Here is a 25268-nt window from a genome sequence, read left to right as displayed (position 1 = left end):
GTCTCGGGGCCGGCCCCCCACCCCCTGTCCCCCCCGGGGGGGGTCGCGCCCCCCCCGGGGGCCCCCCCCCGCCGCTCGCATGTCCGCCCCACCCGCACACCCCCGCACCCACAGCCCCTCCCGAAGGAGTCTCGTGGCCTCGTCGTCCTCCGGGTCGCTGCCCCGCTACATCGCCACCCGCCTGCTGCTGGTCATCCCGCTCATCTGGGTCCTGCTGAGCGTCGTCTTCCTACTGCTGCGGGTCGCCCCCGGCGACCCGGTCAGCGCGGCTGGAGGCGACCGGCTCGACGCCGACGTCCTCCAGCAGCGCCGCGAGGCCGCCGGTCTCGACAAGCCCCTGTTCCTGCAGTACCTGTCCTACCTCGGCGACGTCGCCCGCTTCGACTTCGGCGACACCTTCCGCACCGGCACCCCGGTGCTCCACATCGTCCGCGACTTCGGCGGCGCCACCCTGACGCTCACGCTCGGCGCGTTCCTCATCGCCCTGCTCATCGGGCTGCCGCTCGGCCGCCTGGCCGGCCGGTTCCGCGACACCCCGCTCGACGTCGGGATCCGCCTCTACGGCGTCGTGAGCTATGCCGCCCCGCTGTTCTGGGTCGGCATCCTGCTGGTGGTGCTGGTCAACAAGCTCGACCCGACCTGGCCGACCAACGGCATCGCCGACCCGTTCCTCCTGGCGACCTCGGACAGCTACACCAAGACCCACATCTTCCTGCTCGACACCCTCATCGCCGGCGACACCGAGGCCTTCACCGACGTGCTCAAGCACCACGTGCTGCCCTGCCTGACGCTCGGCATCCTGCTGTCGGGGGTCATCGTGCGGCTGGTCCGGATCAACGTCATCCAGGCGCTGCAGGGCGACTACGTGGAGGCCGCCCGCGCGCGTGGCATCCCCGAGGGCAGGGTCGTGCGCAAGCACGCGTTCCGCAACGCGCTGGTGCCGGTGATCACCGTGATCGGGCTCCAGGTCGCGCTGACCCTGTCGGGGGCCGTGCTCACCGAGAGCACCTTCGGCTGGCCGGGGATCGGCACCCAGCTGCTCAAGTACATCGGCGAGCGCGACTACATCGCGGTGCAGGGCATCGTCACCTTCTTCGCGGTGATCGTCGTGCTGACCAGCGTCGTCGTCGACGTCGTCAACGCCATCGTCGACCCGAGGGTGAGGTACTGATGCGCAACCTGTGGCGCACGATCTGGAACACCAAGGGCGTCGGCCGCTGGGCGCTGCTGATCGGTCTCGTCATCACGGCCGTGTTCGTCGCGTTCGCGCTGTTCGCCCCGTGGATCGCCCCCTACGACTTCGCCCAGAACCGGGTCGACGGGGTCAAGCTGCCCAAGGTGGCCCACCCCGGCGGCGACTACCTCTTCGGCACCAACGGCGAGTTCTACGACGTGTTCTCGCGCGTCGTCTGGGGCTCGCGGACGGCGCTGGAGGTGATCGTGCTGTCGGTGCTGTTCGCCGGCGTGCTCGGCGTACCCCTCGGCCTGGTGTCGGGGTTCGTCGGCGGCCGGGTCGACAAGCTGCTGGTCTTCCTCATGGACGCCCTCTACTCGTTCCCGTCGCTGCTCCTGGCCATCGTGTTCGCGTTCCTGCTCAAGGAGCAGGTCGGCGGCGGGGTGATCTCGGCGGCCCTGTCGCTGACCGCGATCTACATCCCCCAGTACTTCCGCGTCGTGCGCAACACGACGGTCTCGGCGCGCGAGGCGACCTACGTCGAGGCGGCGCGTGCCATCGGGGCCGGACCGTTCACGATCATGCGCAAGTACCTCTTCGCCAACGTCGTGCAGTCGGTGCCGGTCATCGCGACGCTCAACGCCGCCGACGCGCTCGGCACCCTCGCGGCGCTGGGGTTCCTCGGGCTCGGCATCCAGCCGACCGAGGCGGCCGAGTGGGGCTACGACATCCAGGTCGGCCTGTCCTACGCCCAGGGTGGCGTCTGGTGGCCGTCGTTCTTCCCGGCGATGGCGATCATCCTGCTGATCACCGCGCTGACGTTCGTCGGCGAGGGCCTCAACGAGACCGTCAACCCGGCCCTGCGGCGGCGGCGCCACCAGCCGGTGGTCTTCCCGGCGCGCGACGCCGACGGGGCCGCCGCGCGCCCCGATGCCGGCGCCGACCCCACCCTCGAGAAGAAGGAGCCCACCTCGTGAAGGCCGAGCTCGTGGACGACCCCGGCACCGGCGCCATCCCGGCCGGACCCGTGATCGAGGCCGACGACCTGCGGGTCTGGTACGCCGGCCCGACTGCCCCCGTGCGCGCCGTCGACGGGGTGAGCTTCGTGATCCGCCCCGGCGAGATCCTCGGCCTGGTGGGGGAGTCCGGCTGCGGCAAGTCGACCCTGGGTCGTGGCCTGCTCGGACTGCTCCCCGACGGCTCGGCCCGCGACGGCGAGCTGCGGTTCCGCGGCGACGACATGCTCTCGCTGGGCAAGAAGGACCAGTACGCCCTGCGCGGCGGCTCCCTCGGGATGATCTTCCAGGAGCCGCTGACCCGCCTCAACCCGCTGATGCGCATCTCCGACCACTTCGCCGAGACCCTGCGCACCCACGAGAAGGGCATCAGCAAGGCCGAGGTCGAGGAGCGCTCGCTCGAGGCCCTCCGGGTGATGGGCATCCCGCCGACCCGCTTCCGTGCCTACCCGCACGAGTTCTCCGGCGGCATGCGCCAGCGGCTGATGATCGCGTTGGCCCTGGTGCTGCGACCGGCGTTCGTCGTGGCCGACGAGCCGACGACCGCCCTCGACGTCCTGGTCGAGGCGCAGATCATCCGGATCCTGCACGACCTGCGCCAGACCTACGAGACGTCCCTGCTGCTGATCACCCACAACCTCGGCATCGTCGCCGAGGCCTGCGACCGCGTCGCGGTCATGTACGCCGGTCGGATCGTCGAGATCGGGCCTGCCCGCGAGGTGTTCGCCAACCCGCGGCACAGCTACACCCGCGAGCTGCTGCGCTCGACGATCTCGTTGAAGACCACCGGCCTGAACTTCATCGACGGCGCGCCGCCCGACCTGAGCGACCCGCCTCCGGGCTGTCACTTCCACCCGCGCTGCCCCGACGCCATGAAGATCTGCGCCACCCGCGAGCCGGTCGACCGCGAGCTGCCGTCGGGCACCCGGGTGACCTGCTGGGCGGCCGACGTGCGCGACGAGGTCGTCACGCTGACCGAGACCGAGAAGGCGCCCCTGCCGAAGGAGATCGACAGTGCTGACGAAGCCTGAGGACCCCGCGGCGACCACCCCGGGCGCGCCCGCCTCCGCGGCGATCATCGAGACCGACAACCTCGAGGTCCACTTCCAGCTCCAGGGTGGCGCGCTCTCGCGCGTGCTCGGACTCGGCCAGCGCCGGGTCAAGGCGCTCGACGGCATCGACATCACGCTGCACCGTGGCGAGGTCCTCGGCCTGGTCGGTGAGTCAGGCTCCGGCAAGACCACGTTGGGTCGGGCCCTCCTCGGGCTGGTGCCGGCGACCGACGGCCGCATCGTCTACCACGCACCCGAGGGTCCCCGGACCGTGTCGGAGATGCGCGGCAAGGAGCTGCGCCAGCTGCGCACCGACCTGCAGATGGTGTTCCAGGACCCGAGCGCGGCGCTCAACCCGTCGATGACGATCGCCGAGGCCGTCGGACACCCGCTGGTGATCCACAAGATCGCCAAGGGCAAGGAGCTGACCCGTCGCGTCCACGAGGCCCTGGAGAAGGTGGGTCTCGCGCCGGTCGAGCGGTTCGCCGACAAGTACCCCTCGGACCTGTCCGGCGGCCAGAAGCAGCGGGCGGTGATCGCCCGCGCGATCATCCTGGGTCCCGAGGTGCTCGTCGCCGACGAGCCCATCTCGATGCTCGACATGAGCGTGCGCGCCAAGATCCTGCAGCTGATGCTCGACCTCAAGAACGACCTGGGGCTGTCCTACCTCTACATCACCCACGACCTCGCGAGCGCGAAGTACTTCTGCGACCGGATCGCGATCATGTACCTCGGGCGGATCGTCGAGATCGGCCCGACCGCCGAGATCTTCGCCAACCCGCGCCATCCCTACACCAAGGCGCTGCTCAAGGCGATCCCCGAGCCCGACCCGACCCGGACGGTGCCGCGCGACCTGCCGCGTGGCGAGATCCCCGACGCGGCCGAGCCGCCGCTGGGCTGCTCGTTCCACCCGCGCTGCGCCGAGGCCGTCGCCTCCTGCGGCTGGGAGTCGCGCGACCTGCGGGTGGTCCTCGAGCAGCACTGGACCCGCCGGACGGCCGACTACGACGCCGAGCGGTCGCTCGTCGGCGACCTCGAGCGCTTCGACCGGCCCGAGACCTCGGCCACCATGACGGCCGGCGACCCGATCGAGACGCTCGCCCTCATGGAGCGCATCCGGGCGGAGAACCCCGACGAGCCGATGTGGACCGGGGTGCGGTCCCTGGAGTCCGACGGACGCCAGGTGCGCATCGACTTCCACGACGGTGTCGACCCCGCGTTGCGCACGGCCGGAGGCGTCGAGGTGGCGTGCGTGCTCTATCCGGAGGGCGGTACGGCGGCCGGCTCGGGCTCCTCCGGCTGAGCCCGGTCGGGCAGGGGCGGGGGAGTGCCGCCCCACGCCGGGCAGATCGACTGGTGGGCGCACCAGCCGCACAGGGGGCTGCGGTGGGGCTGGTAGTCGCCGGTCTGCTCAGCGTGCTTGATGGCGCGCCAGACCGCCTCGACCTTGCGCTCGGTGGCGAGCAGGTCGGCCTCGTCGGGTGAGTAGGTGATGGTCTCGGTGCTACCGAGGTAGAGCAGCTGCAGGACCGTCGGGACCACGCCGCGGGTGCGCCACAGGACCAGGGCGTAGAAGCGCAGCTGGAACATCGCGCGCGCCTCGAACCCCTGCTGGGGGGCCTTTCCGCTCTTGTAGTCCGACAGACGGGTCGCGCCGTCGGGCGCGACGTCGACGCGGTCGATGTAGCCGCGCAGCAGCAGCCGGGAGTCGAGCAGCGCCTCGACGTAGACCTCACGCTCGGCCGGCTCGAGCCGGCGCGGGTCCTCGAGGTCGAAGTAGCGGCGTACGGACTCGCGGCACGACAGCAGCCACTCGACCACGTCGACGCCGTCGAAGGTCAGACCGATCTCGGGCTCCTCGACCAGGACCTGCTCCCAGACGGCCTGGACCATCGCCTCGGCCTGGTCGGGGGTACGCCGGTCGGCGGGCAGGTCGAAGAGGTCCTCGAGGACCTGGTGGACCACGGTGCCCCGGATCGCGTCGACCGACGGCGGCTCCGGCAACCGGTCGACGGTGCGGAACCGGAACAGCAGCGGGCAGCTGAGGAAGTCGGCGGCCCGACTGGGGGACAGCGCCCCGAGGACCTCGACACCGTCGATCTCGGTCGGGACGGGCCCGGCCGGGCTCACGTCGGCCACGACGGTCGCGTCCTGCTGGTCGGTGCCCACGACGCCAGCGTAGGTGTGCCCGGCGACACTAGGCTCGTCCTGTGCCCCTCACCCCCGCGTCGCCGTGGGCCGTGCGGGTCGGCCGGGTCGGGCGCACCGACATCCGGGTGTCGGCGTCGTGCCTGGTCGTGGTGGCCCTGATCGCCGTGGCCTTCGCCCCGCGCGCCGACGCGCTCGTGCCGGGGATCGGTCCGGTGTCCCTGCTGGCCGGGGTCGGCGTCGGCGTCCTCGTGTACGCCGCCGCGCTGGTCCACGAGGGGGCGCACGCCGTCCTGGCCCGACGCCACGGGCACGAGGTGCCGGCGATCGTGCTGGCCGCCGCCGGCGGACGGACCCGGGTGACGGGCGAGTCGGCGGGCCCGCGCGAGGAGGCGGTCACGGCGTTCGCCGGACCGGCGGTGTCGCTGGCCATCGGGGCGGTCGCGCTGGGGTCCCGGCTCACGGTCGACGCCGGCCTGCTCGCGCTCGCCCTCGAGGCCGTCGTCCTCGCCAACCTGCTGATCGGACTCCTCGACCTCGTGCCGAGCCCGCCGCTCGACGGCGGCCGGCTCGTGCGCGCCCTCGCCTGGCACCTCACGGGGTCCCGCGCCCGGGGTGCGCTGGCCGCCGCCTGGACCGGGCGGGCCACCGGTGTCGTGCTCGTGGTGCTCCCCGTGCTGACGGCCGCGGTCACCGGGTCCACGGCCAGCACGTCGGTCTGGGCGATCTGCCTCGGCCTGGGCATGCTCGCGTGGCTGTCGTCGTCCGCCGAGCTCGGCTTCGACCGGTTGCGGGTGCGCGTCGAGGGCCTCGCGGTCGCCGACCTCGCCCGGCCGCTCGTGCCCGGCGTACCGGCGCACCAGGTCTCGTCCGGCCTTCCGACGCTGCCCCACGCCGCCACCGCCGACGAGGTCCTCGTCGCCCTCGTACGACGTCCCGACGACCACCTGCTGGTCGACGCGGCCGGCACCCCGCGCGGCCTGCTGTCGCTCGCCGACCTCGAGAAGATGGGTCCGACGCGCTGACCCCGGTACGGTTCCGCGGTGCCCCACGACGACCAGGACCCGGCCCTCGACGTACCCCCCGAGGCATGGTCGGGGGTGCACCGCGGACCGCTGCGCGCCGGTGAGTGGGTGCGCCTGCTCGACGCCAAGGGCCGCAAGCACAACCTGCCGCTCGAGCCGGGCAAGCGGTTCTTCTCCAACCGGGGCCACGTCGAGCACGACGAGATGATCGGGCGCGAGGAGGGCTTCACCGTGACCGCCTCGACCGGCGGCGAGTACCTCGTGTTCCGTCCGCTGCTCTCCGAGTTCGTCGTCTCGATGCCTCGCGGCGCGGCCGTGGTCTATCCCAAGGACGCCGCCCAGATCGTCGCGATGGCCGACATCTTCCCCGGCGCCGACGTCGTCGAGGCGGGGGTCGGGTCGGGCGCGCTGACGTGCTCCCTGCTGCGCGCCGTCGGGCCGCACGGGCGGGTGACGTCCTACGAGCGCCGCGAGGAGTTCGCCGACGTGGCGCGCCAGAACGTCACCCAGTTCTTCGGCACCGTCGAGGGCGAGGGCCACCCCGCGTGGACCCTGCGGCTCGGCGACCTGGCCACCGAGCTGCCGGCGTCGGGCGAGCGCTGCGACCGCGTCATCCTCGACATGCTCGCCCCGTGGGAGTGCCTCGACGCGGCGGCCGACGCCCTGCGGCCCGGCGGCATCGTGTGCGCCTACGTCGCGACGACCACCCAGCTCTCGCGCTTCACCGAGACCGTGCGGGTGCACGGCGGCTTCACCGAGCCGCAGGCGTGGGAGTCGCTCGTGCGCGACTGGCACGTCGAGGGGCTCGCCGTACGCCCCGGGCACAAGATGATCGGCCACACGGCGTTCCTGGTCACCGCGCGCCGGATGGCGCCGGGCCAGCAGGCACCGCGCAAGACCCGCCGGCCCGCGGCCGGTGCCTACGGACCCGACTACACCGGTCCGCGGCCGCTCGACGTCCCGGACCTGCCGGCCGACGTCTTCGTCGACCAGCCGGAGCAGCAGCACGAGCAGTGAGACCCTTCCTCCTGCTGTCGATCCGGGCCGAGCGCGCGGCTGCCGACGACGAGCACGCCGCCTTCGCCCGCTTCCTCGGCCTCCCGCTCCACGAGGTGGAGCGGCGGCTGCTGGGCACCGACGACGTCGGCGACGTCGCCGGAGGCCTCGCCCGCTGGTCCGGGATCCTGCTCGGCGGCGGCTCGTTCACCTGGTCCGACCCCGCCGCGCACAAGTCGGCCGCCCAGCTCCGCGCCGAGGCGGCGCTGGTGGGGGTGCTCGACGCCGTCGTCGAGGCCGACTCGCCGTTCCTGGGTGCCTGCTACGGCATCGGCTCCCTCGGCAGCCACCAGGGCGGACTGGTCGACCGCTCCCATCCCGAGCCCGTCGGCCCGATGGCGGTCGACCTGACCGAGGCCGGCCTGGCCGACCCGCTGCTGGCGGGCGTGCCCCGCCACTTCGCGGCGTACGGCGGGCACAAGGAGGCCCTGACCAGGCCACCCGCCCACGCCGTCGTGCTCGCCACGTCGGCCGCGTGCCCCGTGCAGGCGTTCCGGGTCGGCGAGCACGTCTACGCCACCCAGTTCCACCCCGAGCTCGACCTGGCGGGCCTGCACACCCGCATCGAGACCTACGCGACCTACGGCTACTTCGACCCGACCGAGGTCGACGACCTCCGGGCGGCCGGTGCCGCCGTCGAGGTCACCCACCCGATGACCCTGCTGCGCAACTTCGCTCGGCGCTATCGGTCCGAGGCGAAATCGTGACCGACACCGGTTGGGACTCACCCGATCGGCGTCGGGCGTCCGGGTAGGGTCGACAGGACAGGAGGTGAGCCGAATGTCGAGCACGAATGACGGTTCCAGCACGGGCGGTCTCAACACCGATGAGCTGGTCGCTCAGGTGCGGTTCCTCGAGTCCGAGGTCGGTGACCTGAGGCGTCGGCTGTCCGACGGCCCGGTGTCCTCGCGAGGCCTCGACGCGCGCCTGGCCGACACGCAGCGCTCGCTGGCGGCGGTGACGTCGCAGAACGAGCGGCTCGCCCAGACGCTCCGTGAGGCGCGCGACCAGATCACCAAGCTCAAGGAGGAGGTCGACCGGCTGGCCCAGCCCCCGGCCGGTTTCGGCACCTTCCTGGCCCGCAACGACGACGACTCCGTCGACGTGTTCACCGGTGGCCGCAAGCTGCGGGTCAACGTCAGCCCGGGCGTCGAGCTCGACTCGCTGCAGCGTGGCCAGGAGGTCATGCTCAACGAGGCCCTCAACGTCGTCGGCGCGATGGAGTTCGAGCAGGTCGGCGAGGTCGTGATGTTCAAGGAGGTGCTCGCCGACGGCGACCGCGCCCTGGTCATCGCCAACGCCGACGAGGAGCGGGTGGTCCGCATCGCCGAGCCGCTGCGCTCGATCAAGCTGCGCGCCGGCGACTCGCTGCTGCTCGACTCTCGCGCCGGCTACGTCTACGAGCGGGTCCCCAAGTCCGAGGTCGAGGAGCTCGTCCTCGAGGAGGTCCCCGACATCGACTACAGCGACATCGGCGGCCTGTTCGGACAGATCGAGACGATCCGCGACGCCGTCGAGCTGCCCTACCTGCACCCCGAGCTGTTCGTCGAGCACGAGCTCAAGCCCCCCAAGGGCGTGCTCCTCTACGGACCTCCCGGCTGCGGCAAGACGCTGATCGCCAAGGCGGTCGCCAACAGCCTGGCCAAGAAGGTCGCCGCCAAGACGGGCCAGGAGGGGAAGTCCTACTTCCTCAACATCAAGGGCCCCGAGCTGCTCAACAAGTACGTCGGCGAGACCGAGCGACACATCCGCCTCGTGTTCCAGCGGGCCCGCGAGAAGGCCTCGGAGGGCACCCCCGTCATCGTGTTCTTCGACGAGATGGACTCGCTCTTCCGCACCCGCGGGTCGGGTGTCTCCTCCGACGTCGAGAACACCATCGTCCCGCAGCTGCTCAGCGAGATCGACGGCGTCGAGCTGCTCGAGAACGTGCTCGTCATCGGCGCCTCCAACCGCGAGGACATGATCGACCCGGCCATCCTGCGTCCTGGTCGGCTCGACGTGAAGATCAAGATCGAGCGCCCCGATGCCGAGGCCGCCCGCGACATCTTCAGCAAGTACCTCACCCCGTCGCTGCCCCTGCACGCCGACGACCTCGCCGAGTTCGGTGGCGACCGCGACGCCTGTGTGGCCGGGATGATCCAGGCGACGGTCGAGCGCATGTACACCGAGACCGAGGAGAACCGCTTCCTCGAGGTGACCTACGCCAACGGCGACAAGGAGGTCCTCTACTTCAAGGACTTCAACTCCGGCGCGATGATCCAGAACATCGTCGACCGCTCCAAGAAGATGGCGATCAAGGACCTCCTCGACCACGACCAGCGGGGCCTGCGCGTCGCCCACCTGCTGCAGGCGTGCGTCGACGAGTTCAAGGAGAACGAGGACCTCCCCAACACGACCAACCCCGACGACTGGGCCCGCATCTCCGGCAAGAAGGGCGAGCGGATCGTGTTCATCCGCACGCTGATCACCGGCAAGCAGGGCACCGAGCCGGGCCGGTCGATCGACACCGTCGCCAACACGGGTCAATACCTGTAGGCCTCGCTCGACCCCACGTTGGTCGAGGAAGTCGCGCTAGCGACTGTCTCGAGACCACACCACCGCAGCCGGCGCACCCACCTGGGTACGCCGGCTGCAGTGGTCTCGAGACGGCCGCAGGCGGCCTCCTCGACCGGCGTAGGGGCCGGTAGGTTCTGCGCATGCGACGCCACTTCCTGCTCCGACGCACGTTCGCCCGGGTGGCGCTCAAGGCGGCCCGTTGGCGCACGGCCGGCGAGGTGCCGCAGCGCGGCATCCTGGTCGGCGCGCCCCACACGTCCAACTGGGACTGGGTGCTCACCCTGCTGCTCGGGTGGGACAGCGGCGTACGGATCCGGCTGCTGGTCAAGCAGTCGTTCTTCAAGGGCCCGGTCGGGGTCCTCATGCGCGCGACCGGTGCCGTCGAGCTCGACCGCAGCAACCCAGGCGCCACGATCAAGGCGCTGCTGGCCGACGCCGCCGACGACGAGTCGTTCCTGCTCGGCATCGCCGCCGAGGGCACGCGCAGCAAGGTCGACTACTGGAAGTCGGGCTTCTACCGGATCTCCCAGCAGACCGGCATCCCGGTCACCCTGGCCTACCTCGACCGGCCGTCGCGCACGGTCGGGTGGGGACCGACCTTCGCCCTGACCGGCGACGTGCGGGCCGACATGGACCGGATCCGTGCGTTCTACGCCGACAAGACCGGGATCAGGCCCGAGCTGACGACCGAGCCCCGGTTGCGCGAGGAGGACCGTCCCACCACCCCGTAGGCTCGAACGCATGAGCGTCCGCCGCGTGATGGGCACCGAGGTCGAGTACGGCATCTCGGTCGTCGGCCAGCCGATGGCCAACCCGATGGTGGCCTCCTCGCAGGTGGTCAACGCCTACGCGTCCAGCACGGTCAAGGCGCGTCGGGCGCGCTGGGACTTCGAGGAGGAGTCGCCGCTGCGCGACGCCCGCGGCTTCGACATGTCACGCCAGGTGGCCGACCCCAGCCAGCTCACCGACGAGGACCTCGGCCTGGCCAACGTCATCCTCACCAACGGCGCTCGCCTCTACGTCGACCACGCCCACCCCGAGTACTCCACGCCCGAGGTGACCACCCCGCTCGACGCCGTGCTGTGGGAGAAGGCGGGGGAGCAGGTGATGCTCGACGCGACCCGTCGGGCCGCCCAGCTCCCCGGCGGGCCCCAGATCCTGCTCTACAAGAACAACACCGACAACAAGGGCGCCTCCTACGGCACCCACGAGAACTACCTGATGCGCCGCTCCACGGCGTTCGCCGACATCGTGCGGCACCTGACCCCGTTCTTCGTCAGCCGTCAGGTCGTCACCGGCGCCGGCCGCGTGGGGATCGGCCAGGACGGCCGCGAGCACGGCTTCCAGATCAGCCAGCGCGCCGACTTCTTCGAGGTCGAGGTCGGTCTCGAGACCACGCTGAAGCGGCCGATCATCAACACCCGCGACGAGCCGCACGCCGACCCGGAGAAGTACCGCCGCCTCCACGTCATCATCGGCGACGCCAACCTCTCGGAGGTCTCCACCTACCTCAAGATCGGCACCACCTCGCTGGTGCTGGCGATGATCGAGGAGAAGTTCATCTCCGTCGACCTCGGCGTCGACGGCCCGGTCGCGGGGCTGCGCGCGATCTCGCACGACCCCACCCTGCGCCAGACCGTCACGCTCCGAGACGGACGCCGGCTGACCGGCGTACAGCTGCAGCTCGAGTACCTCGACCTGGCCCGCAAGTTCGTGGAGGACCGGTACGGCGCCGACGCCGACGCCCAGACCGTCGACGTCCTGGCCCGCTGGGAGTCGGTCCTCGACCGTCTCGAGCGCGACCCGATGCTGTGCGCGCGCGAGCTCGACTGGGTCGCCAAGCTCCAGCTGCTGGAGCAGTACCGCACCCGCGACGGGCTCGAGTGGGACGACGCCAAGCTCCAGCTGATCGACCTGCAGTACTCCGACATCCGCCCCGAGAAGGGCCTCTACCAGCGCCTGGTCGCCAGCGGCCGGATGGAGCGGCTGCTGGACCAGCAGGCGATCGACGACGCCATGCACGACCCGCCGACCGACACCCGCGCCTACTTCCGCGGCCGCTGCCTGGAGAAGTTCTCCGAGCACGTCGCCGCCGCGTCCTGGGACTCGGTGATCTTCGACCTCCCCGGACGCGAGTCCCTGCAACGCGTCCCCACCATCGACCCCCTCCGCGGCTCGCGGTCCCACGTCGGCGGCCTGCTCGACCGGTGCGACACCGCCGAGCAGCTGTTCTCGGCCCTCACGCGCAGCTGACCTCCCGTCGGTCGAGGACCACACGCCGGTCGAGGTGCGAAGGCCGTCAGGCCTGAGCCTCGAGACCCCGCAGCGTCGTGGGGTCTGGACCGACGGGGTCCCCGACCCTCGGGGCGGTGAGCTGGCGACCATTCCGTGTTGTGGTTCGGTCGCTGGCTCACCGCTGACCGTGCCGGTCGTCGGCGGAGCATGCAGGCGCGCGGACACCCCGACCCGTGACACGTCCGCCGTCGGACGGCCCGAGCCGGTCGGTCCTCGGTGGAGTCGGCGCGTCGGCTGCGGGGGTCTCGAGGCTCAGGCCTAGCGGCCTTCGCACCTCGACCGACGTCGGCACGTACCTCGACCGACGTCGGGTGGAGTCAGGCGCGCCGGCGACGGTGGTCTCGAGATGTCCGTCGAATCCGTCGTACCCACTGAGTAGGGTCGGGACATGGCCCAGGAGCAGAAGCAGCCGCGCAAGTCGCAGGAGACCGAGGAGACCACCGAGGTGGCGCCCGAGACCGACGTCGCCGAGCGCAAGGAGGTCCTCGACCACGACGTCGACGACATCCTCGACGAGATCGACGAGGTGCTCGAGGCCAACGCCGAGGACTTCGTGAAGTCCTTCATCCAGAAGGGCGGCCAGTGAGCCAGATCCCCCACCAGGGCGACTCCCGGCTGCCGGCGGCCTACCTGCGTCCCGGCACCTCGTCCTTCAGCGACTTCCTCGCCGACCAGGCGCCCGGGCTGCTCCCCGGCAGCCGCGCGGTGCCCCAGGGCAACGCCGGTGACCTGGCCCCCCACGGCACCACGATCGTCGCCGCGACCTTCCCGGGCGGGGTGATCCTCGCCGGTGACCGGCGGGCCACGATGGGCAACGTCATCGCCCAGCGCGACATCCAGAAGGTCTTCCCGGCCGACGAGTTCTCCGCGGTCGGCATCGCCGGCACGGCCGGGCTCGCCGTCGAGATGGTGCGGCTGTTCCAGACCGAGCTGGAGCACTACGAGAAGATCGAGGGCACGACGCTGTCGATCGACGGCAAGGCCAACCGTCTCTCGGCCCTGATCCGCAACAACCTCGCCATGGCCATGCAGGGCCTGGCCGTCGTCCCGCTGTTCGCCGGCTACGACGTGCTCGCCGACCAGGGCCGCATCTTCAGCTACGACGTCACCGGCGGACGCTACGAGGAGACCGCGTTCCACTCGGTCGGCTCCGGCTCGATGTTCGCCCGCGGCGCCCTCAAGAAGCTCTACCGCGACGACCTCGACGTGACCGGCTGCGTCGAGGTGGTCGTTCAGGCGCTCTACGACGCCGCCGACGACGACTCCGCCACCGGCGGTCCCGACCTGACCCGCCGGATCTTCCCGGTCGTGCAGGTCATCACCGCCGAGGGTGGCTACCGGATGGCCGACGACGACGTCGCGGCGATCGCCGACCGCGTCATCGGCGCCCGGATGGTCCGGCCCGACGGCCCGGCCGCACCCCTGACCGGAGGCACCCCATGAGCGCACCGTTCTACGTCTCGCCCGAGCAGCTGATGAAGGACCGGGCCGACTTCGCCCGCAAGGGCATCGCCCGGGGCCGCTCCGTCGTCGCCGTCCAGTACGCCGACGGCGTGCTGTTCGTGTCAGAGAACCCGTCCCAGGCGCTGCACAAGGTGTCCGAGATCTACGACCGGATCGCCTTCGCGGCGGTGGGCCGCTACAACGAGTTCGAGAACCTCCGCATCGCCGGCGTCCGGCTGGCCGACATGCGCGGCTACTCCTACGACCGGCGCGACGTCACCGGTCGTGGTCTGGCCAACGCCTACGCCCAGACCCTCGGCACCATCTTCTCCAGCGGTGGCGAGAAGCCCTACGAGGTCGAGCTCTTCGTGGCCGAGGTCGGCGACACCGCCGCCGACGACCAGCTGTTCCGGCTGACCTACGACGGCCAGGTGGCCGACGAGCACGGGTTCGCCGTGATGGGCGGCCAGGTCGAGCTGGTCTCCACCAGCCTCGAGGCCGCCTACACCGAGCGCGCCCCGCTGGCCGAGGCGCTCGCCGGGGCGGTCACCGCGCTCGGCCAGACCGAGGGGGGCGGCCAGCGGGTGATCCCGACCCGCGACCTCGAGGTCGCGGTCCTCGACCGCACCCGCGCCCAGACCCGCAAGTTCGTCCGGCTCTCGCCGGCGCGGCTCGACACGCTCCTCGGCGAGCGCGGGCCCTCCACGCCCGGCGCGCCGTCCTCGGGCGACGGTCGCCGTGAGGGTGGCGGGTCCGGTGGCTCGACGGTGCCGCTCGTCGACGACCCCTCCGACCCGACCGACCAGGTCAGCGGCTCGGTCCCGCCGCTGGAGGACCCCGCGACCGGCGAGCCGCCGATCGCCCCCTCGCCGTGACGGCGCAGCCCGGTACGCGAGCAGGGTCCCCGCCGCCCTGGACCCGGGCCGGCGCCGACGAGGTCGCCTACGACGGTTTCGCCCGGATCCTGCACCGGCCGCTGCTGCTGCCCGACGGCCGCGAGGCGCTGTGGGACATCCACGACAGCCCCGCCACGGTGTCGGTGCTCGCGCTCACCCACGACGACCGGGTGGTGCTCGTCGAGCAGTTCCGCCCCGGGCCCGACCGGGTCGTCCTGTCGCTGCCGGGCGGTCTCGTCGACGACGGCGAGGAGCCGGTGGCCGCCGGGGTGCGTGAGCTGCGCGAGGAGACGGGCTACGCCGTCACGTCGGCCGAGCTCGTCGCCACCGTCGACCCCCCGAGCCACACCCGCCCCCGTCACGTGGTGCTCGCGCGCGGCGCCCACCTCGCCGGGGCCCAGCACCTCGACGAGCTCGAGGACATCACCGTGGTGGTGCTGCCGGTGGCCGACGTACGCCGCCGGCTGCCGACAGGGCGGCTCGGCGCCACCGAGCAGACCTACCTCGCGCTCGACCACGCCGGGCTGCTCTGAGGAAACTTCAGCCACCGGCTCCCAGACGCCCGCCGAACTGGGCATCGCCCCGTAGGGTCGTGACATGGACCGGCGCATCTTCGGCATCGAGAACGAGTACGGCGTCACGTGCACGTTCAAGGGTCAGCGGCGGCTCAGCCCCGACGAGGTCGCCCGCTACCTGTTCCGCAAGGTCGTCAGCTGGGGGCGCAGCAGCAACGTCTTCCTCCGCAACGGTGCGCGGCTCTACCTCGACGTCGGCAGCCACCCCGAGTACGCCACCCCCGAGTGCGACGACATCGCCGAGCTCGTCACGCACGACAAGGCGGGGGAGCGGGTGCTCGAGGGGCTGCTCCTCGACGCCGAGCAGCGCCTGCACGACGAGGGCATCGCCGGCGAGATCTACCTGTTCAAGAACAACACCGACTCGGCCGGCAACTCCTACGGCTGCCACGAGAACTACCTGGTGGGCCGTGCCGGCGAGTTCAGCCGGCTGGCCGACATCCTGATCCCGTTCCTGGTGACCCGGCAGATCGTCGTGGGGGCCGGCAAGGTCACCCAGACGCCGCGGGGGGCGTCCTACTCCGTCTCGCAGCGCGCGGAGCACATCTGGGAGGGCGTCTCGAGCGCCACCACCCGCAGCCGGCCGATCATCAACACCCGCGACGAGCCGCACGCCGACGCCGAGAAGTACCGCCGACTCCACGTCATCGTCGGCGACTCCAACATGAGCGAGACGACCACGATGCTCAAGGTCGCCAGCTGCGACCTGGTGCTGCGGATGATCGAGGAAGGCGTGGTGATGCGCGACCTCACGATGGAGAACCCCATCCGCGCGATCCGCGAGATCTCGCACGACGTCACCGGGCGCCGCAAGGTCCGCCTGGCCAACGGCCGCGAGGCGAGCGCCCTGGAGATCCAGGGCGAGTACCTCAGCAAGGCGCGCGACTTCGTCGACCGCCGCGGCATCAGCACCCCCCTCATCGAGCGCACCCTCGACCTGTGGGAACGCGGCCTCAAGGCCGTCGAGTCCGACGACCTGGGCCTGGTCGACACCGAGATCGACTGGGTCATCAAGCTCAAGCTCATCGAGCGCTACCGCGCCAAGCACGGCCTGCCGCTCGGTCACGCGCGGATCGCGCAGCTCGACCTCGCCTACCACGACATCCACCGCAGCCGCGGCCTCTACTACCTGCTGGAGAAGCGCGGGCAGGTGGCCCGGGTCAGCACCGACCTGAAGATCTTCGAGGCCAAGTCGGTGCCGCCGCAGACCACCCGCGCCCGGTTGCGCGGCGAGTTCATCCGCAAGGCACAGGAGAAGCGCCGCGACTTCACCGTCGACTGGGTGCACCTCAAGCTCAACGACCAGGCTCAGCGCACCGTGCTGTGCAAGGACCCGTTCCGCGCGACCGACGACCGGGTGCAGCGGCTCATCGACGGCATGTGAGGCCGCCTCGGCCAGTCGCGCCGGTCGGACACCCGTGCGTCGGGTGCGCCGGGCACGGCCGAGCCTTGTAGGCTCACCGATGCTCAGCGGCCGGTCCCTGGTCGTGCACCTCGACCGCCCGAGCCTGTCCACCCGAAGCCAGCATCGAAGGTTGAACCCGTGCTCCGAGGTACCCGGTCCACCGCCACGCTCGTGGCGTCCCTCGTCGTCGCCACCGGAGCGCTCGCCGCTTGTGGCTCCGACACCCCCGGCAACGGTCTGGACTTCGGCAAGGGGCTCGACGCGGTCACGATCTCCGGCGACGTGGGCGCGGCCAAGCTGACGTTCAAGGAGCGGATGGAGGCCGACAAGCTCGAGAGCAAGACGCTCGTCACCGGCGACGGCGCCGCGCTGAAGGACAAGGACAAGGTCTTCGTCAACTACGTCCTGGGCGACGGCTACACGCGCAAGAACGCCGTCGACACCTTCGGCAAGGACCCGGCGATCCAGGTCACCGTGGGCGCCGCCGAGAACGCCCAGCCGCAGTCCCTCGACGACGTCATCAAGAACGTGCTGGCCGACCACATCAAGGCTGGCGTGACCCGCGAGTCCCGCATCGTGCTCACCGGCAGCACCGAGGCCATGTTCGGCGCCCTGGCGCAGTCGCCGGCACTGGCCACCGAGGGCATCGGCAACGACGACGGCCTGGTGCTGGTCGCCGACGTCCTCGACGTGACCCCCCTGACCGGCCCCGAGGGCACCGCGACCGACGCGCCCGGCTGGGCGCCCGAGATCGTGGAGAAGGACGACGTCCCCTCCGGTCTCGACTTCGGCGACCTACCCAAGCCGACCGCCAAGGACCCGCTCTCGTCCGCGGTGCTGCAGGAGGGCACCGGCAAGAAGGTGGCCGAGGGCGACCTGCTGGTGCTCAACTACCTCGGCTCGGTCTACGACGCGAAGAAGCCGTTCGACGAGAGCTACGGCAAGGACAAGGAGCCGCTGGTGCTGCCGCAGGGCTCGTTCGTCCCGGGCTTCAACGAGGCGCTGCTGGACAAGAAGGTCGGCAGTCGCGTCATCATGCGGATCCCGCCGGACAAGGGCTACGCCGACTCCCCGCCGAGCGAGGAGATCCCCAAGGGCGCCACGCTCTACTTCGTCGTCGACATCCTCGCCGCCGTCTGATCCCTGGCTGCGACGGACCGGGTCACCGATGAGCGCGCACAAGACCGAGCGCCTGCTCAACCTGCTCATCATGCTGCTGGTCACCACCCGCCCCGTCCCCAAGTCGCGGATCCGCGAGATCCTCTACCCCGACGCCAGCCCCGAGGCGTTCGACAAGATGTTCGACCGCGACAAGGAGGAGCTGCGCAGCCTCGGCGTCCCGGTCGAGGTCGGCCAGATCGACGCCTACTTCGACGACGAGCCCGGCTACCGCGTCAAGCCCGACGAGTTCGCCCTGCCGGTCATCGAGCTGGCCGCGGACGAGGCCGCCGTCGTGGGGCTGGCCACCCGCGTCTGGGACCACCAGCGCCTGGCCCGAGCCACGACCGAGGCCGTCCGCAAGCTGAGCGCGGCCGGCGCCGAGATCGACCTCAGCGCCCTCGACATCGCGCAGCCCCGGCTGCCGGCCGACGAGCCCACCTTCGACGTGTTCTTCGAGGCGATCCTCGAGCGCTCCGTCGTGGAGTTCGACTACTGGCGCAGCGGCACCGACGCCCCGAGCCGACGACGTCTCGAGCCCTGGGGCGTCACCCGCTACTCGGGCCGCTGGTACGTCGTGGGCCACGACCTCGACCGGGGCGAGGAGCGCGTCTTCCGGCTCTCGCGGGTCCAGGGCGAGGCCCACAAGGTCGGCCGCCCGGGCGCCTACTCGATCCCCGAGGGCACCGACATCTCCGCCGCCACCCGACGCCTGGCCCCCGACCTGTCGACCGAGCCGGTCGTGCTGCTGGTCCGCGCGGGTGCGGCGCTCCCGCTGCGCCGCGCGGCCGAGACCGTCGAGGTCGGCGTACCCGGCCCCGACCAGGCGACCCCCTGGGACCGCCTCACCCTGACCCGCGCCTCGGTCGGGATCGCCGACGAGGTGCTCGGCTTCGGTGCGTCGGTCTTCGTCGAGTCCCCGGCCTCGCTGCGCGACCAGGTCGTCTCGCGGCTCGAGGCCGTGGTGGCCCGATGAGCGGCGCGGGGGCCAGTGCCGCGGGCGCCAAGGAGCAGGTCGGACGACTGCTCACGCTGGTGCCCTACCTGCATGCGCGGGGGAGCGTGCGGCTCGCCGAGGCCGCCGCCGCCCTCGGCGTGCGGCCCGAGGTGCTGCTCAAGGACCTCAGGGTGCTGTTCATGTGCGGTCTGCCCGGGGGCTATCCCGACGAGCTGATCGACGTCGACCTCGACGCCCTGCAGGACGAGTCGGGTCGGGTGCACGGCGACGGCGTCATCCGTGTCAGCAATGCCGACTACCTCGACCGGCCGTTGCGGCTGACCCCGGTCGAGGCCTCGGCGATGATCGTCGCGTTGCGGGCCCTGCGATCCGGCTCCGCGCCCGACGCCGCCGAGATCGTCGACCGGGTGCTCGCCAAGCTCGAGGGCGCGGCCGCCGACGGTCCCGCGGGGGGCGTGGTCGACGCGGCGCCCGACCAGCCCGACGGTGCCGAGCTGACGGCCCTCGCCGCCCGGCTCGACGACGCGGCCCGCCGCCAGGTGCAGGTCGAGCTCGACTACTACGTCCCCGCGCGCGACGAGCTGTCCCACCGTGTCGTCGACCCGCGGGGGACCGTGCGGCAGGGCGGGCACGGCTACCTCGACGCCTGGTGCCACTCCGCCGAGGCGCCGCGACTGTTCCGGCTCGACCGGGTCGCGGCGGCCCGGGTGCTGGACACCCCGGTCACGACCGAGGGCGACGGCCCGCGCGACCTGTCCGACGGCATGTTCGACCGCTCCGACGAGACGACCCTGGTGACCCTGCGCCTGGCGCCGGCGGCGCGCTGGGTCACCGAGTACTACCCGGTCGACGACGTACGCCCGCTCGGCGACGGCAGCGGCGATGTCGAGGTCGACCTGCTCGTGGCCGACGAGCGCTGGCTGACCAAGCTGTTGCTGCGGTTGGCCCCGCACGCCCGGGTGACCGCACCCGCGGCCTACGGTGGCGACGTCACGGCGGCAGCACAGGACGCCCTCAGGCTCTACCGGTGACCGGACGCGTAGGATCGTCGCGTATCCCCCTCCAACAGATTGGGACCCCATGATCAACCCACTGCTCGGCATGCCGCAGGGCGCGGAGTGGCTCGTCATCCTCGCGATCGTGATCCTCGTCTTCGGTGCCGCCAAGCTTCCCGACCTCGCTCGCGGCACCGGTCAGGCGCTGCGCATCTTCAAGAACGAGACCAAGGGTCTGCGCGACGACGACGACGACACCAAGCCCACCCCGAAGCCGACGCCGGCCTCGGAGATCTCGGCACCGGAGGCCACTCCGGCGGCCCCGGCCGCTCCCGTCGCCCAGCCCGTGGTGACCGACGAGGTCCCGGTCGTCCCCGAGACCGACGTCCGCCCCCACACCAACAGCTGAGCCGGGCGGTCCAGCCCCTGTGTCCATCGTCGGCGTCGCGCGGCTCTTCGTCGGCAAGCCCGTCCACCCCGTCGGCGACGACGGGCGGATGGCGCTCACCGACCACCTGCGAGAGCTGCGCGCCCGGCTGCTGAAGTCCGTCGCGGTCATCCTGGTCGTGCTGGTCGCCTCGCTGTTCTTCTTCGACCAGATCTACGACGCCGTCTACTGGCCGGCCAACCGGGCCCAGGACGCGCTGCCCGCCGGACAGCTGGTGCTCAGCACCAACGGCCCCGGCGCCGGGCTGCTCATCTACCTCAAGCTCTGCGGGTTCGCCTCGCTGGTCATCTCGGCCCCGTTCTGGCTCTACCAGATCTGGGCGTTCATCCTGCCCGGCCTGCACGCGCGCGAGCGACGCTTCACCCGCATCTTCGCCGCGATCGCCGGACCGCTGTTCCTCGCCGGCGCCGCCCTGGGCTACGTCACGCTGGCCAAGGGCATCGAGATCCTGGTCGGGTTCAACCCCGACGGGCTGACCAACCTGGTCAGCTTCGACGACTACCTGTCGTTCTTCAGCCGCACCATCCTCGTCTTCGGGATCGCCTTCGAGATCCCGCTGTTCGTGGTGCTGCTCAACCTGGCCGGCGTCCTCAAGGGCAAGACCCTGGGTGCCTACCGGCCGTGGATGATCGTCGGGGTCTTCGTGTTCGCCGCGATCGCCACCCCCTCGGCCGACCCCTTCACGATGTCGCTGATGGCCGTGCCGATGGTCCTGCTGTTCCTGATCTCCGAGGTCATCGCGCGCTACAACGACCGCCGTCGCGCCAAGAAGAACCCCTTCGCCGGCCTCGACCCGGACGAGATCTCCGTCATCTGATGGTGGCCCCGCCCGGTCGCCACGAGACGGTCGACCCGTTCGACCTCCCCGAGGAGCTCGGCACCGCCGACGTCGTCTGGAGGGCCACCGACGGACTCGCCGGCTGCCTGGTCCGCGGGGTCCTCGAGCCGGCGGACGGCGACCCGCTGCCCTGCGACCTGCTCGCCGTCGACGAGGCCTGCACCGGCCCCGTCACCGACGAGGCCACCCGTCGGCTGGTCCACCGGGCCTGGCGTGACGGCCAGGTCCATCTCGGCCGCACCGCGGGTGTCGACGGCGCCGGCGGTGTCGCCGGGCCCGATCAGGGGCGGCTGACGCTCCTGGTGCCCGGCACGGGCTTCACCGCCGACGACGTGCTCGAGACCCTGGCCCGCCTGGCCCGCTCGCTGGGTGCCGTCCCGTCGTCGTACGCCGTGCTGCTGCGGTTGGATCGCTGACCCGTCGCCCATGGGCGACGGGTCAGCGCGAGATCCTCGGTGACCCGTCGCCCGTGGGGGACGGGTCGGCGTGCTGGGGGCCCGACTAGGGTCGAGGGGTGTCGTCGGCCCGTCGTGAGATCGCCCTGCTGGCCAACCCCGTGGCCGGCATGGGCCGGGCGGCCGGGGTCGCCGACGAGGCGCTGGCACGGCTCCGAGCGGCGGGGATCGTCGTGCACGCCCTGGCCGGACGTGACGCCGACGAGGCACTCGACCTGGCCCGGGCAGCAGTCGCCGACGGCGTCGACGCCCTCGTCGTGGTCGGCGGCGACGGCATCGTCAACCTCGGCCTGCAGGCGACGGCGACCACGCCGACCCCCCTCGGCATCGTGCCGGCCGGCACCGGCAACGACGTCGCCCGCTACGTCGGCCTGACCCGCAAGGACCCGCTGGCCGCGACCGACCGCGTCGTGCGGGCCCTGACCACCGGGAGCCGTCGCACCTTCGACCTCGCGCGCACCGGTGGCCGCTTCTACGCGACGGTCCTGGCCGCCGGGTTCGACGCGCTGGTCAACGAGCGGGCCAACCGGATGACCTGGCCCCGTGGCCAGATGCGCTACAACCTGGCCACCCTGCTGGAGCTGCGCACCTTCGAGCCGCGCCCCTACGTGCTCGACCTCGACGGTCGCACGCTGACCACCGAGGCGATGCTCGTCGCGATCGGCAACGGCCCGTCGTTCGGCGGCGGGCTGCGGATCGCCGAGGGGGCCCTGCTCGACGACGGCCTGCTCGACGTGGTGATCATCAAGCCGATCAGCAAGCCCGAGCTGGTGCGCACCTATCCCCGGCTCTTCAAGGGCACCCACACCACGCACCCCCAGTACGAGCGGCACCTGGTCCGCCGGGTGACCGTGGCGGCCCCCGGCATCGTCGGGTACGCCGACGGCGAGCGGTTCGGACCGCTGCCGCTGACCATCGAGTGCGTCCCTGCAGCCCTGGAGGTCCTGGCATGAGCACCCCCCCGAACGCCCCCGACGACCACGACCAGCCGAGCGCCGCCGAGCGCTACGCCGCCTCCCGTCGTACGGCGAAGCACCCGGTGCTCAAGGACTTCGCCGCCCACTACGAGTTCGGCCTCGATGACTTCCAGCAACACGCCTGCCGCGAGATCGAGGAGGGCCGCGGCGTCCTGGTCGCCGCGCCCACCGGGTCCGGCAAGACGGTCGTCGGCGAGTTCGCCGTGCACCTGGCGCTCACCACCGGGCGCAAGGCGTTCTACACGACACCGATCAAGGCCCTGTCCAACCAGAAGTTCCACGACCTCGTCGCCCGCTACGGCCCCGAGCAGGTCGGCCTGCTCACCGGCGACAACGTGATCAACGGCGAGGCGCCGATCGTCGTGATGACGACCGAGGTCCTGCGCAACATGCTGTACGCCGGCTCGCGGACCCTCATCGGGCTCGGCTTCGTCGTGATGGACGAGGTGCACTACCTGGCCGACCGCGCGCGGGGCGCGGTGTGGGAGGAGGTCATCATCCACCTGCCCGAGTCGGTGACCCTGGTGTCGCTCTCGGCGACGGTCTCCAACGCCGAGGAGTTCGGCGAGTGGCTGGCCACCGTGCGCGGCGAGACCACCACGATCGTCGAGGAGCGCCGCCCGGTGCCGCTCTTCCAGCACGTCATGGTCGGGCGCCGCCTGCTCGACCTGTTCGCCTCCTCCGACGTCGATGCGGCCGCCGGCTTCGTCAAGGAGGGGGCCCCGGTCAACCACGAGCTGCTCAAGGTCGCCCGCGACGACTTCGCCGCGTCGCGGATGAAGGACCGCCGTACGCCGAAGGGCCAGCCGCGCAAGGGGCCGCAGTCGGGCAACGGGCGCCGGGTCTGGATCCCGAGCCGGCCCGAGGTGATCGACCGGCTCCAGCGTGAGCGCCTGCTGCCGGCGATCGTGTTCATCTTCAGCCGGGTCGGCTGCGACGCCGCGGTCCAGCAGTGCCTGGGCGCCGGCGTCCACCTCACGACGCCGGCCGAGCGCGACGAGGTCATCGCCTATGTCGAGGGCGCCACCCGTCACCTGCCGGCCGACGACCTCCACGTGCTGGGCTATCACGACTTCCTCGAGGGGCTGTCGCGCGGCGTCGCCGCGCACCACGCCGGGATGCTGCCGGCGTTCAAGGCCGTCGTCGAGGAGCTCTACCTGCGCGGGTTGTGCAAGGTCGTCTTCGCCACCGAGACCCTCGCCCTCGGCATCAACATGCCGGCCCGGACCGTGGTCATCGAGAAGCTCTCGAAGTGGAACGGCGAGACCCACGCCGACATCACGCCGGGGGAGTACACCCAGCTCACGGGCCGTGCCGGACGCCGCGGCCTCGACGTCGAGGGCCACGGCGTCGTGCTGTGGCAGCCGGGCACCAACCCGCGCGACCTCGCCGGTCTGGCCTCGACGCGCACCTATCCGCTGCGCTCGTCGTTCCGCCCGTCGTACAACATGGCGGTCAACCTCGTGCACCACTTCGGGCGGTCGCGCTCGCGCGAGCTGCTCGAGCAGTCGTTCGCGCAGTTCCAGGCCGACAAGGCCGTCGTCGGACTCGCTCGCCAGCTCGCCAAGAGCGACGACGCCCTGGCGGGCTACGTCGAGGCGGCCCGATGCCACCTCGGCGACTTCATGCAGTACGCCGGGCTGCGCCAGCGCATCGGCGAGGTCGAGAAGTCGGCCAGCCGGTCGCGTCGTACGGACCGGCGCGACGAGGTCATCGAGTCCCTGCGCCACCTCAAGGTCGGCGACGTGATCCAGGTGCCCGTCGGCAAGTTCGCCGGGTACGCCGTGGTCACCGACCCCGGCTGGAACCCCGACAGCCCGCGCCCGATGGTCGTCACCGCCGACCGCCAGGCGCGCCGGCTCGCGATGATCGACTTCCCGACCCCGGTGGCCGCGGTGGCCCGCCTGAAGGTGCCCAAGAGCTTCTCCGGGCGCAACCCGCAGATGCGCCGCGACCTGGCCTCGGCGCTGGTCGACAAGACCCACGGCCTCGCACCGCCCCCGCCGGGTTCGGCGCGCGGTGGAGCGGGCCGCTCCTCGGCGCCCCACTCCGGGGCGGTCGGCGACGAGATCGACGACCTGCGTGCCCGGCTCAGGGCACACCCGTGCCACTCCTGTCCCGACCGCGAGGACCACGCCCGCTGGGCCGAGCGCTGGTTCAAGCTCGACCGCGACGCCGCGACCCTGCGTCGGCGCATCGAGCAGCGCACCAACACCGTGGCCCGCCAGTTCGACCGGGTCTGCGAGGTGCTGACCGCGCTGGGCTACCTCGACGGCGACGTGGTCACCGACCGCGGCAAGCACCTGATGCGCCTCTACGGCGAGACCGACCTGCTCGCGGCCGAGGCCCTGCGCCTCGGGCTCTGGGACGGTCTCACCCCCTCCGGGCTCGCCGCCGCCCTGGCGTCGCTGATCTACGAGACGCGGCGGGCCGACGACAACCGGGTGCCCCGGATCCCGGGTGGCGACATCGGCGACGCGATCGAGGCCACCCGCAGGCTGTGGGTCGACCTCGACGCCCTCGAGCGGGAGCATCGCCTCGACTTCCTGCGCCCACCCGACCCGGGGTTCGCGTGGCTGGCCTACCGCTGGGCTGAGGGCGACGACCTCGACGACCTGCTCGGCCCGAGCGACCTCTCGGCGGGTGACTTCGTGCGCTGGACCAAGCAGCTGCTCGACCTGGCCGGCCAGGTCGCCGATGCCGCGGGCGACTCCCCGCTGCGTCGTACGGCGCGTGAGGTGATGGGTCTGCTCAAGCGCGGCGTGGTCGCCTACTCCAGCCTGGTGGAGGACTGACGC

Annotated in this window: 24 protein-coding genes; 23 read left to right on the top strand and 1 reads right to left on the bottom strand. The window is 71.7% G+C overall.

What is annotated here, in order from left to right; genetic code table 11:
* The first annotated feature begins 133 nt into the window (after positions 1-133).
* Genes FJQ56_RS16175 through FJQ56_RS16160 form a run of 4 tightly spaced genes read left to right on the top strand, consistent with a single transcriptional unit; the run spans position 134 to position 4545 of the window.
* The gene (locus tag FJQ56_RS16175) at positions 134-1171 is read left to right on the top strand and encodes an ABC transporter permease (protein WP_246084207.1); all 1038 of its coding nucleotides are present in this window, start codon (positions 134-136) and stop codon (positions 1169-1171) included.
* Entirely contained in the window at positions 1171-2151 is a 981-nt protein-coding gene (locus FJQ56_RS16170; protein ID WP_140010613.1) for an ABC transporter permease, read from the top strand. Before FJQ56_RS16175 ends, FJQ56_RS16170 begins: the two co-directional genes overlap by 1 nt.
* A complete protein-coding gene (locus FJQ56_RS16165; protein ID WP_170215434.1) occupies positions 2148-3221 on the top strand; it encodes an ABC transporter ATP-binding protein in 1074 nt (357 codons plus the stop codon). Before FJQ56_RS16170 ends, FJQ56_RS16165 begins: the two co-directional genes overlap by 4 nt.
* Entirely contained in the window at positions 3205-4545 is a 1341-nt protein-coding gene (locus FJQ56_RS16160; protein WP_140010612.1) for an ABC transporter ATP-binding protein, read from the top strand. The genes FJQ56_RS16165 and FJQ56_RS16160 overlap by 17 nt, the downstream gene beginning before the upstream one ends.
* Here FJQ56_RS16160 and FJQ56_RS16155 read toward each other — a convergent pair.
* Positions 4500-5411: a RecB family exonuclease gene (locus FJQ56_RS16155; protein ID WP_246084206.1), complete on the bottom strand. Its 912-nt coding sequence runs from the start codon at positions 5409-5411 to the stop codon at positions 4500-4502. The genes FJQ56_RS16160 and FJQ56_RS16155 overlap by 46 nt on opposite strands.
* Before the next feature lie 41 nt (positions 5412-5452).
* Between FJQ56_RS16155 and FJQ56_RS16150 the strand changes: the two genes are divergently transcribed.
* From FJQ56_RS16150 to FJQ56_RS16060, 19 genes are all read left to right on the top strand, one after another.
* Positions 5453-6415, top strand: coding sequence for a zinc metalloprotease (locus FJQ56_RS16150; protein WP_140010611.1), 963 nt, complete (start codon positions 5453-5455; stop codon positions 6413-6415).
* An 18-nt stretch (positions 6416-6433) separates the two neighbouring features.
* On the top strand, positions 6434-7432 hold the full coding sequence (locus FJQ56_RS16145; RefSeq protein ID WP_379142188.1) for a tRNA (adenine-N1)-methyltransferase: 999 nt from the start codon (positions 6434-6436) through the stop codon (positions 7430-7432).
* The gene (locus FJQ56_RS16140; RefSeq protein ID WP_140010610.1) at positions 7429-8178 is read left to right on the top strand and encodes a glutamine amidotransferase; all 750 of its coding nucleotides are present in this window, start codon (positions 7429-7431) and stop codon (positions 8176-8178) included. The genes FJQ56_RS16145 and FJQ56_RS16140 overlap by 4 nt, the downstream gene beginning before the upstream one ends.
* 73 nt (positions 8179-8251) lie before the next feature.
* Positions 8252-10006, top strand: a complete 1755-nt coding sequence (gene arc, locus FJQ56_RS16135; protein WP_140010609.1) for a proteasome ATPase — start codon at positions 8252-8254, stop codon at positions 10004-10006.
* A gap of 161 nt (positions 10007-10167) precedes the next feature.
* On the top strand, positions 10168-10758 hold the full coding sequence (locus tag FJQ56_RS16130) for a 1-acyl-sn-glycerol-3-phosphate acyltransferase (protein ID WP_140010608.1): 591 nt from the start codon (positions 10168-10170) through the stop codon (positions 10756-10758).
* 10 nt (positions 10759-10768) lie between these two features.
* Positions 10769-12280, top strand: coding sequence for a depupylase/deamidase Dop (gene dop / locus FJQ56_RS16125; RefSeq protein ID WP_140010607.1), 1512 nt, complete (start codon positions 10769-10771; stop codon positions 12278-12280).
* 430 nt (positions 12281-12710) lie between these two features.
* Positions 12711-12908, top strand: coding sequence for a ubiquitin-like protein Pup (locus FJQ56_RS16120; protein WP_140010606.1), 198 nt, complete (start codon positions 12711-12713; stop codon positions 12906-12908).
* A gap of 5 nt (positions 12909-12913) precedes the next feature.
* Positions 12914-13765, top strand: a complete 852-nt coding sequence (prcB, locus tag FJQ56_RS16115; RefSeq protein WP_170215435.1) for a proteasome subunit beta — start codon at positions 12914-12916, stop codon at positions 13763-13765.
* Complete coding sequence (gene prcA, locus FJQ56_RS16110) at positions 13762-14640, top strand: proteasome subunit alpha (protein WP_140010604.1); 879 nt, start codon at positions 13762-13764, stop codon at positions 14638-14640. The genes prcB and prcA overlap by 4 nt, the downstream gene beginning before the upstream one ends.
* Entirely contained in the window at positions 14637-15194 is a 558-nt protein-coding gene (locus FJQ56_RS16105; protein ID WP_140010603.1) for an NUDIX hydrolase, read from the top strand. The genes prcA and FJQ56_RS16105 overlap by 4 nt, the downstream gene beginning before the upstream one ends.
* Positions 15195-15258: 64 nt before the next feature.
* The gene (pafA, locus tag FJQ56_RS16100; RefSeq protein ID WP_140010602.1) at positions 15259-16620 is read left to right on the top strand and encodes a Pup--protein ligase; all 1362 of its coding nucleotides are present in this window, start codon (positions 15259-15261) and stop codon (positions 16618-16620) included.
* A gap of 159 nt (positions 16621-16779) precedes the next feature.
* Positions 16780-17781: an FKBP-type peptidyl-prolyl cis-trans isomerase gene (locus tag FJQ56_RS16095; RefSeq protein WP_140010601.1), complete on the top strand. Its 1002-nt coding sequence runs from the start codon at positions 16780-16782 to the stop codon at positions 17779-17781.
* 28 nt (positions 17782-17809) lie between these two features.
* Positions 17810-18775: a helix-turn-helix transcriptional regulator gene (locus FJQ56_RS16090; protein ID WP_140010600.1), complete on the top strand. Its 966-nt coding sequence runs from the start codon at positions 17810-17812 to the stop codon at positions 18773-18775.
* Positions 18772-19788 (top strand): helix-turn-helix transcriptional regulator, encoded by a 1017-nt coding sequence (locus FJQ56_RS16085; protein WP_140010599.1) that lies wholly within the window; start codon positions 18772-18774, stop codon positions 19786-19788. The genes FJQ56_RS16090 and FJQ56_RS16085 overlap by 4 nt, the downstream gene beginning before the upstream one ends.
* A gap of 49 nt (positions 19789-19837) precedes the next feature.
* Positions 19838-20161 carry a twin-arginine translocase TatA/TatE family subunit gene (gene tatA / locus FJQ56_RS16080; RefSeq protein WP_140010598.1) on the top strand — a complete coding sequence of 108 codons (324 nt, stop codon included), beginning with the start codon at positions 19838-19840 and terminating at the stop codon, positions 20159-20161.
* Between the two features lie 19 nt (positions 20162-20180).
* A complete protein-coding gene (tatC, locus tag FJQ56_RS16075; protein WP_140010597.1) occupies positions 20181-21017 on the top strand; it encodes a twin-arginine translocase subunit TatC in 837 nt (278 codons plus the stop codon).
* Positions 21017-21454, top strand: coding sequence for a hypothetical protein (locus FJQ56_RS16070; RefSeq protein ID WP_140010596.1), 438 nt, complete (start codon positions 21017-21019; stop codon positions 21452-21454). The genes tatC and FJQ56_RS16070 overlap by 1 nt, the downstream gene beginning before the upstream one ends.
* 98 nt (positions 21455-21552) lie before the next feature.
* Entirely contained in the window at positions 21553-22446 is an 894-nt protein-coding gene (locus FJQ56_RS16065) for a diacylglycerol kinase (RefSeq protein WP_246084205.1), read from the top strand.
* A complete protein-coding gene (locus FJQ56_RS16060; protein WP_140010595.1) occupies positions 22443-25265 on the top strand; it encodes a DEAD/DEAH box helicase in 2823 nt (940 codons plus the stop codon). The genes FJQ56_RS16065 and FJQ56_RS16060 overlap by 4 nt, the downstream gene beginning before the upstream one ends.
* Positions 25266-25268: the final 3 nt, after the last annotated feature.

Source organism: Nocardioides plantarum (assembly GCF_006346395.1).
Lineage (GTDB): Bacteria > Actinomycetota > Actinomycetes > Propionibacteriales > Nocardioidaceae > Nocardioides > Nocardioides plantarum.
The sequence above is the reverse complement of the archived record's forward strand: the minus strand, read 5'-3'. Positions and strand labels throughout refer to the sequence as shown.

Coding starts and splice junctions, on each gene's coding strand:
- dop (WP_140010607.1), top strand. CDS start 10,769: ATGAGCGTCCGCCGCGTGATGGGCACCGAGGTCGAGTACGGCATCTCG.
- pafA (WP_140010602.1), top strand. CDS start 15,259: ATGGACCGGCGCATCTTCGGCATCGAGAACGAGTACGGCGTCACGTGC.
- FJQ56_RS16060 (WP_140010595.1), top strand. CDS start 22,443: ATGAGCACCCCCCCGAACGCCCCCGACGACCACGACCAGCCGAGCGCC.
- FJQ56_RS16120 (WP_140010606.1), top strand. CDS start 12,711: ATGGCCCAGGAGCAGAAGCAGCCGCGCAAGTCGCAGGAGACCGAGGAG.
- arc (WP_140010609.1), top strand. CDS start 8,252: ATGTCGAGCACGAATGACGGTTCCAGCACGGGCGGTCTCAACACCGAT.
- tatA (WP_140010598.1), top strand. CDS start 19,838: ATGATCAACCCACTGCTCGGCATGCCGCAGGGCGCGGAGTGGCTCGTC.
- FJQ56_RS16090 (WP_140010600.1), top strand. CDS start 17,810: ATGAGCGCGCACAAGACCGAGCGCCTGCTCAACCTGCTCATCATGCTG.
- FJQ56_RS16130 (WP_140010608.1), top strand. CDS start 10,168: ATGCGACGCCACTTCCTGCTCCGACGCACGTTCGCCCGGGTGGCGCTC.
- FJQ56_RS16070 (WP_140010596.1), top strand. CDS start 21,017: ATGGTGGCCCCGCCCGGTCGCCACGAGACGGTCGACCCGTTCGACCTC.
- FJQ56_RS16170 (WP_140010613.1), top strand. CDS start 1,171: ATGCGCAACCTGTGGCGCACGATCTGGAACACCAAGGGCGTCGGCCGC.
- prcA (WP_140010604.1), top strand. CDS start 13,762: ATGAGCGCACCGTTCTACGTCTCGCCCGAGCAGCTGATGAAGGACCGG.
- FJQ56_RS16085 (WP_140010599.1), top strand. CDS start 18,772: ATGAGCGGCGCGGGGGCCAGTGCCGCGGGCGCCAAGGAGCAGGTCGGA.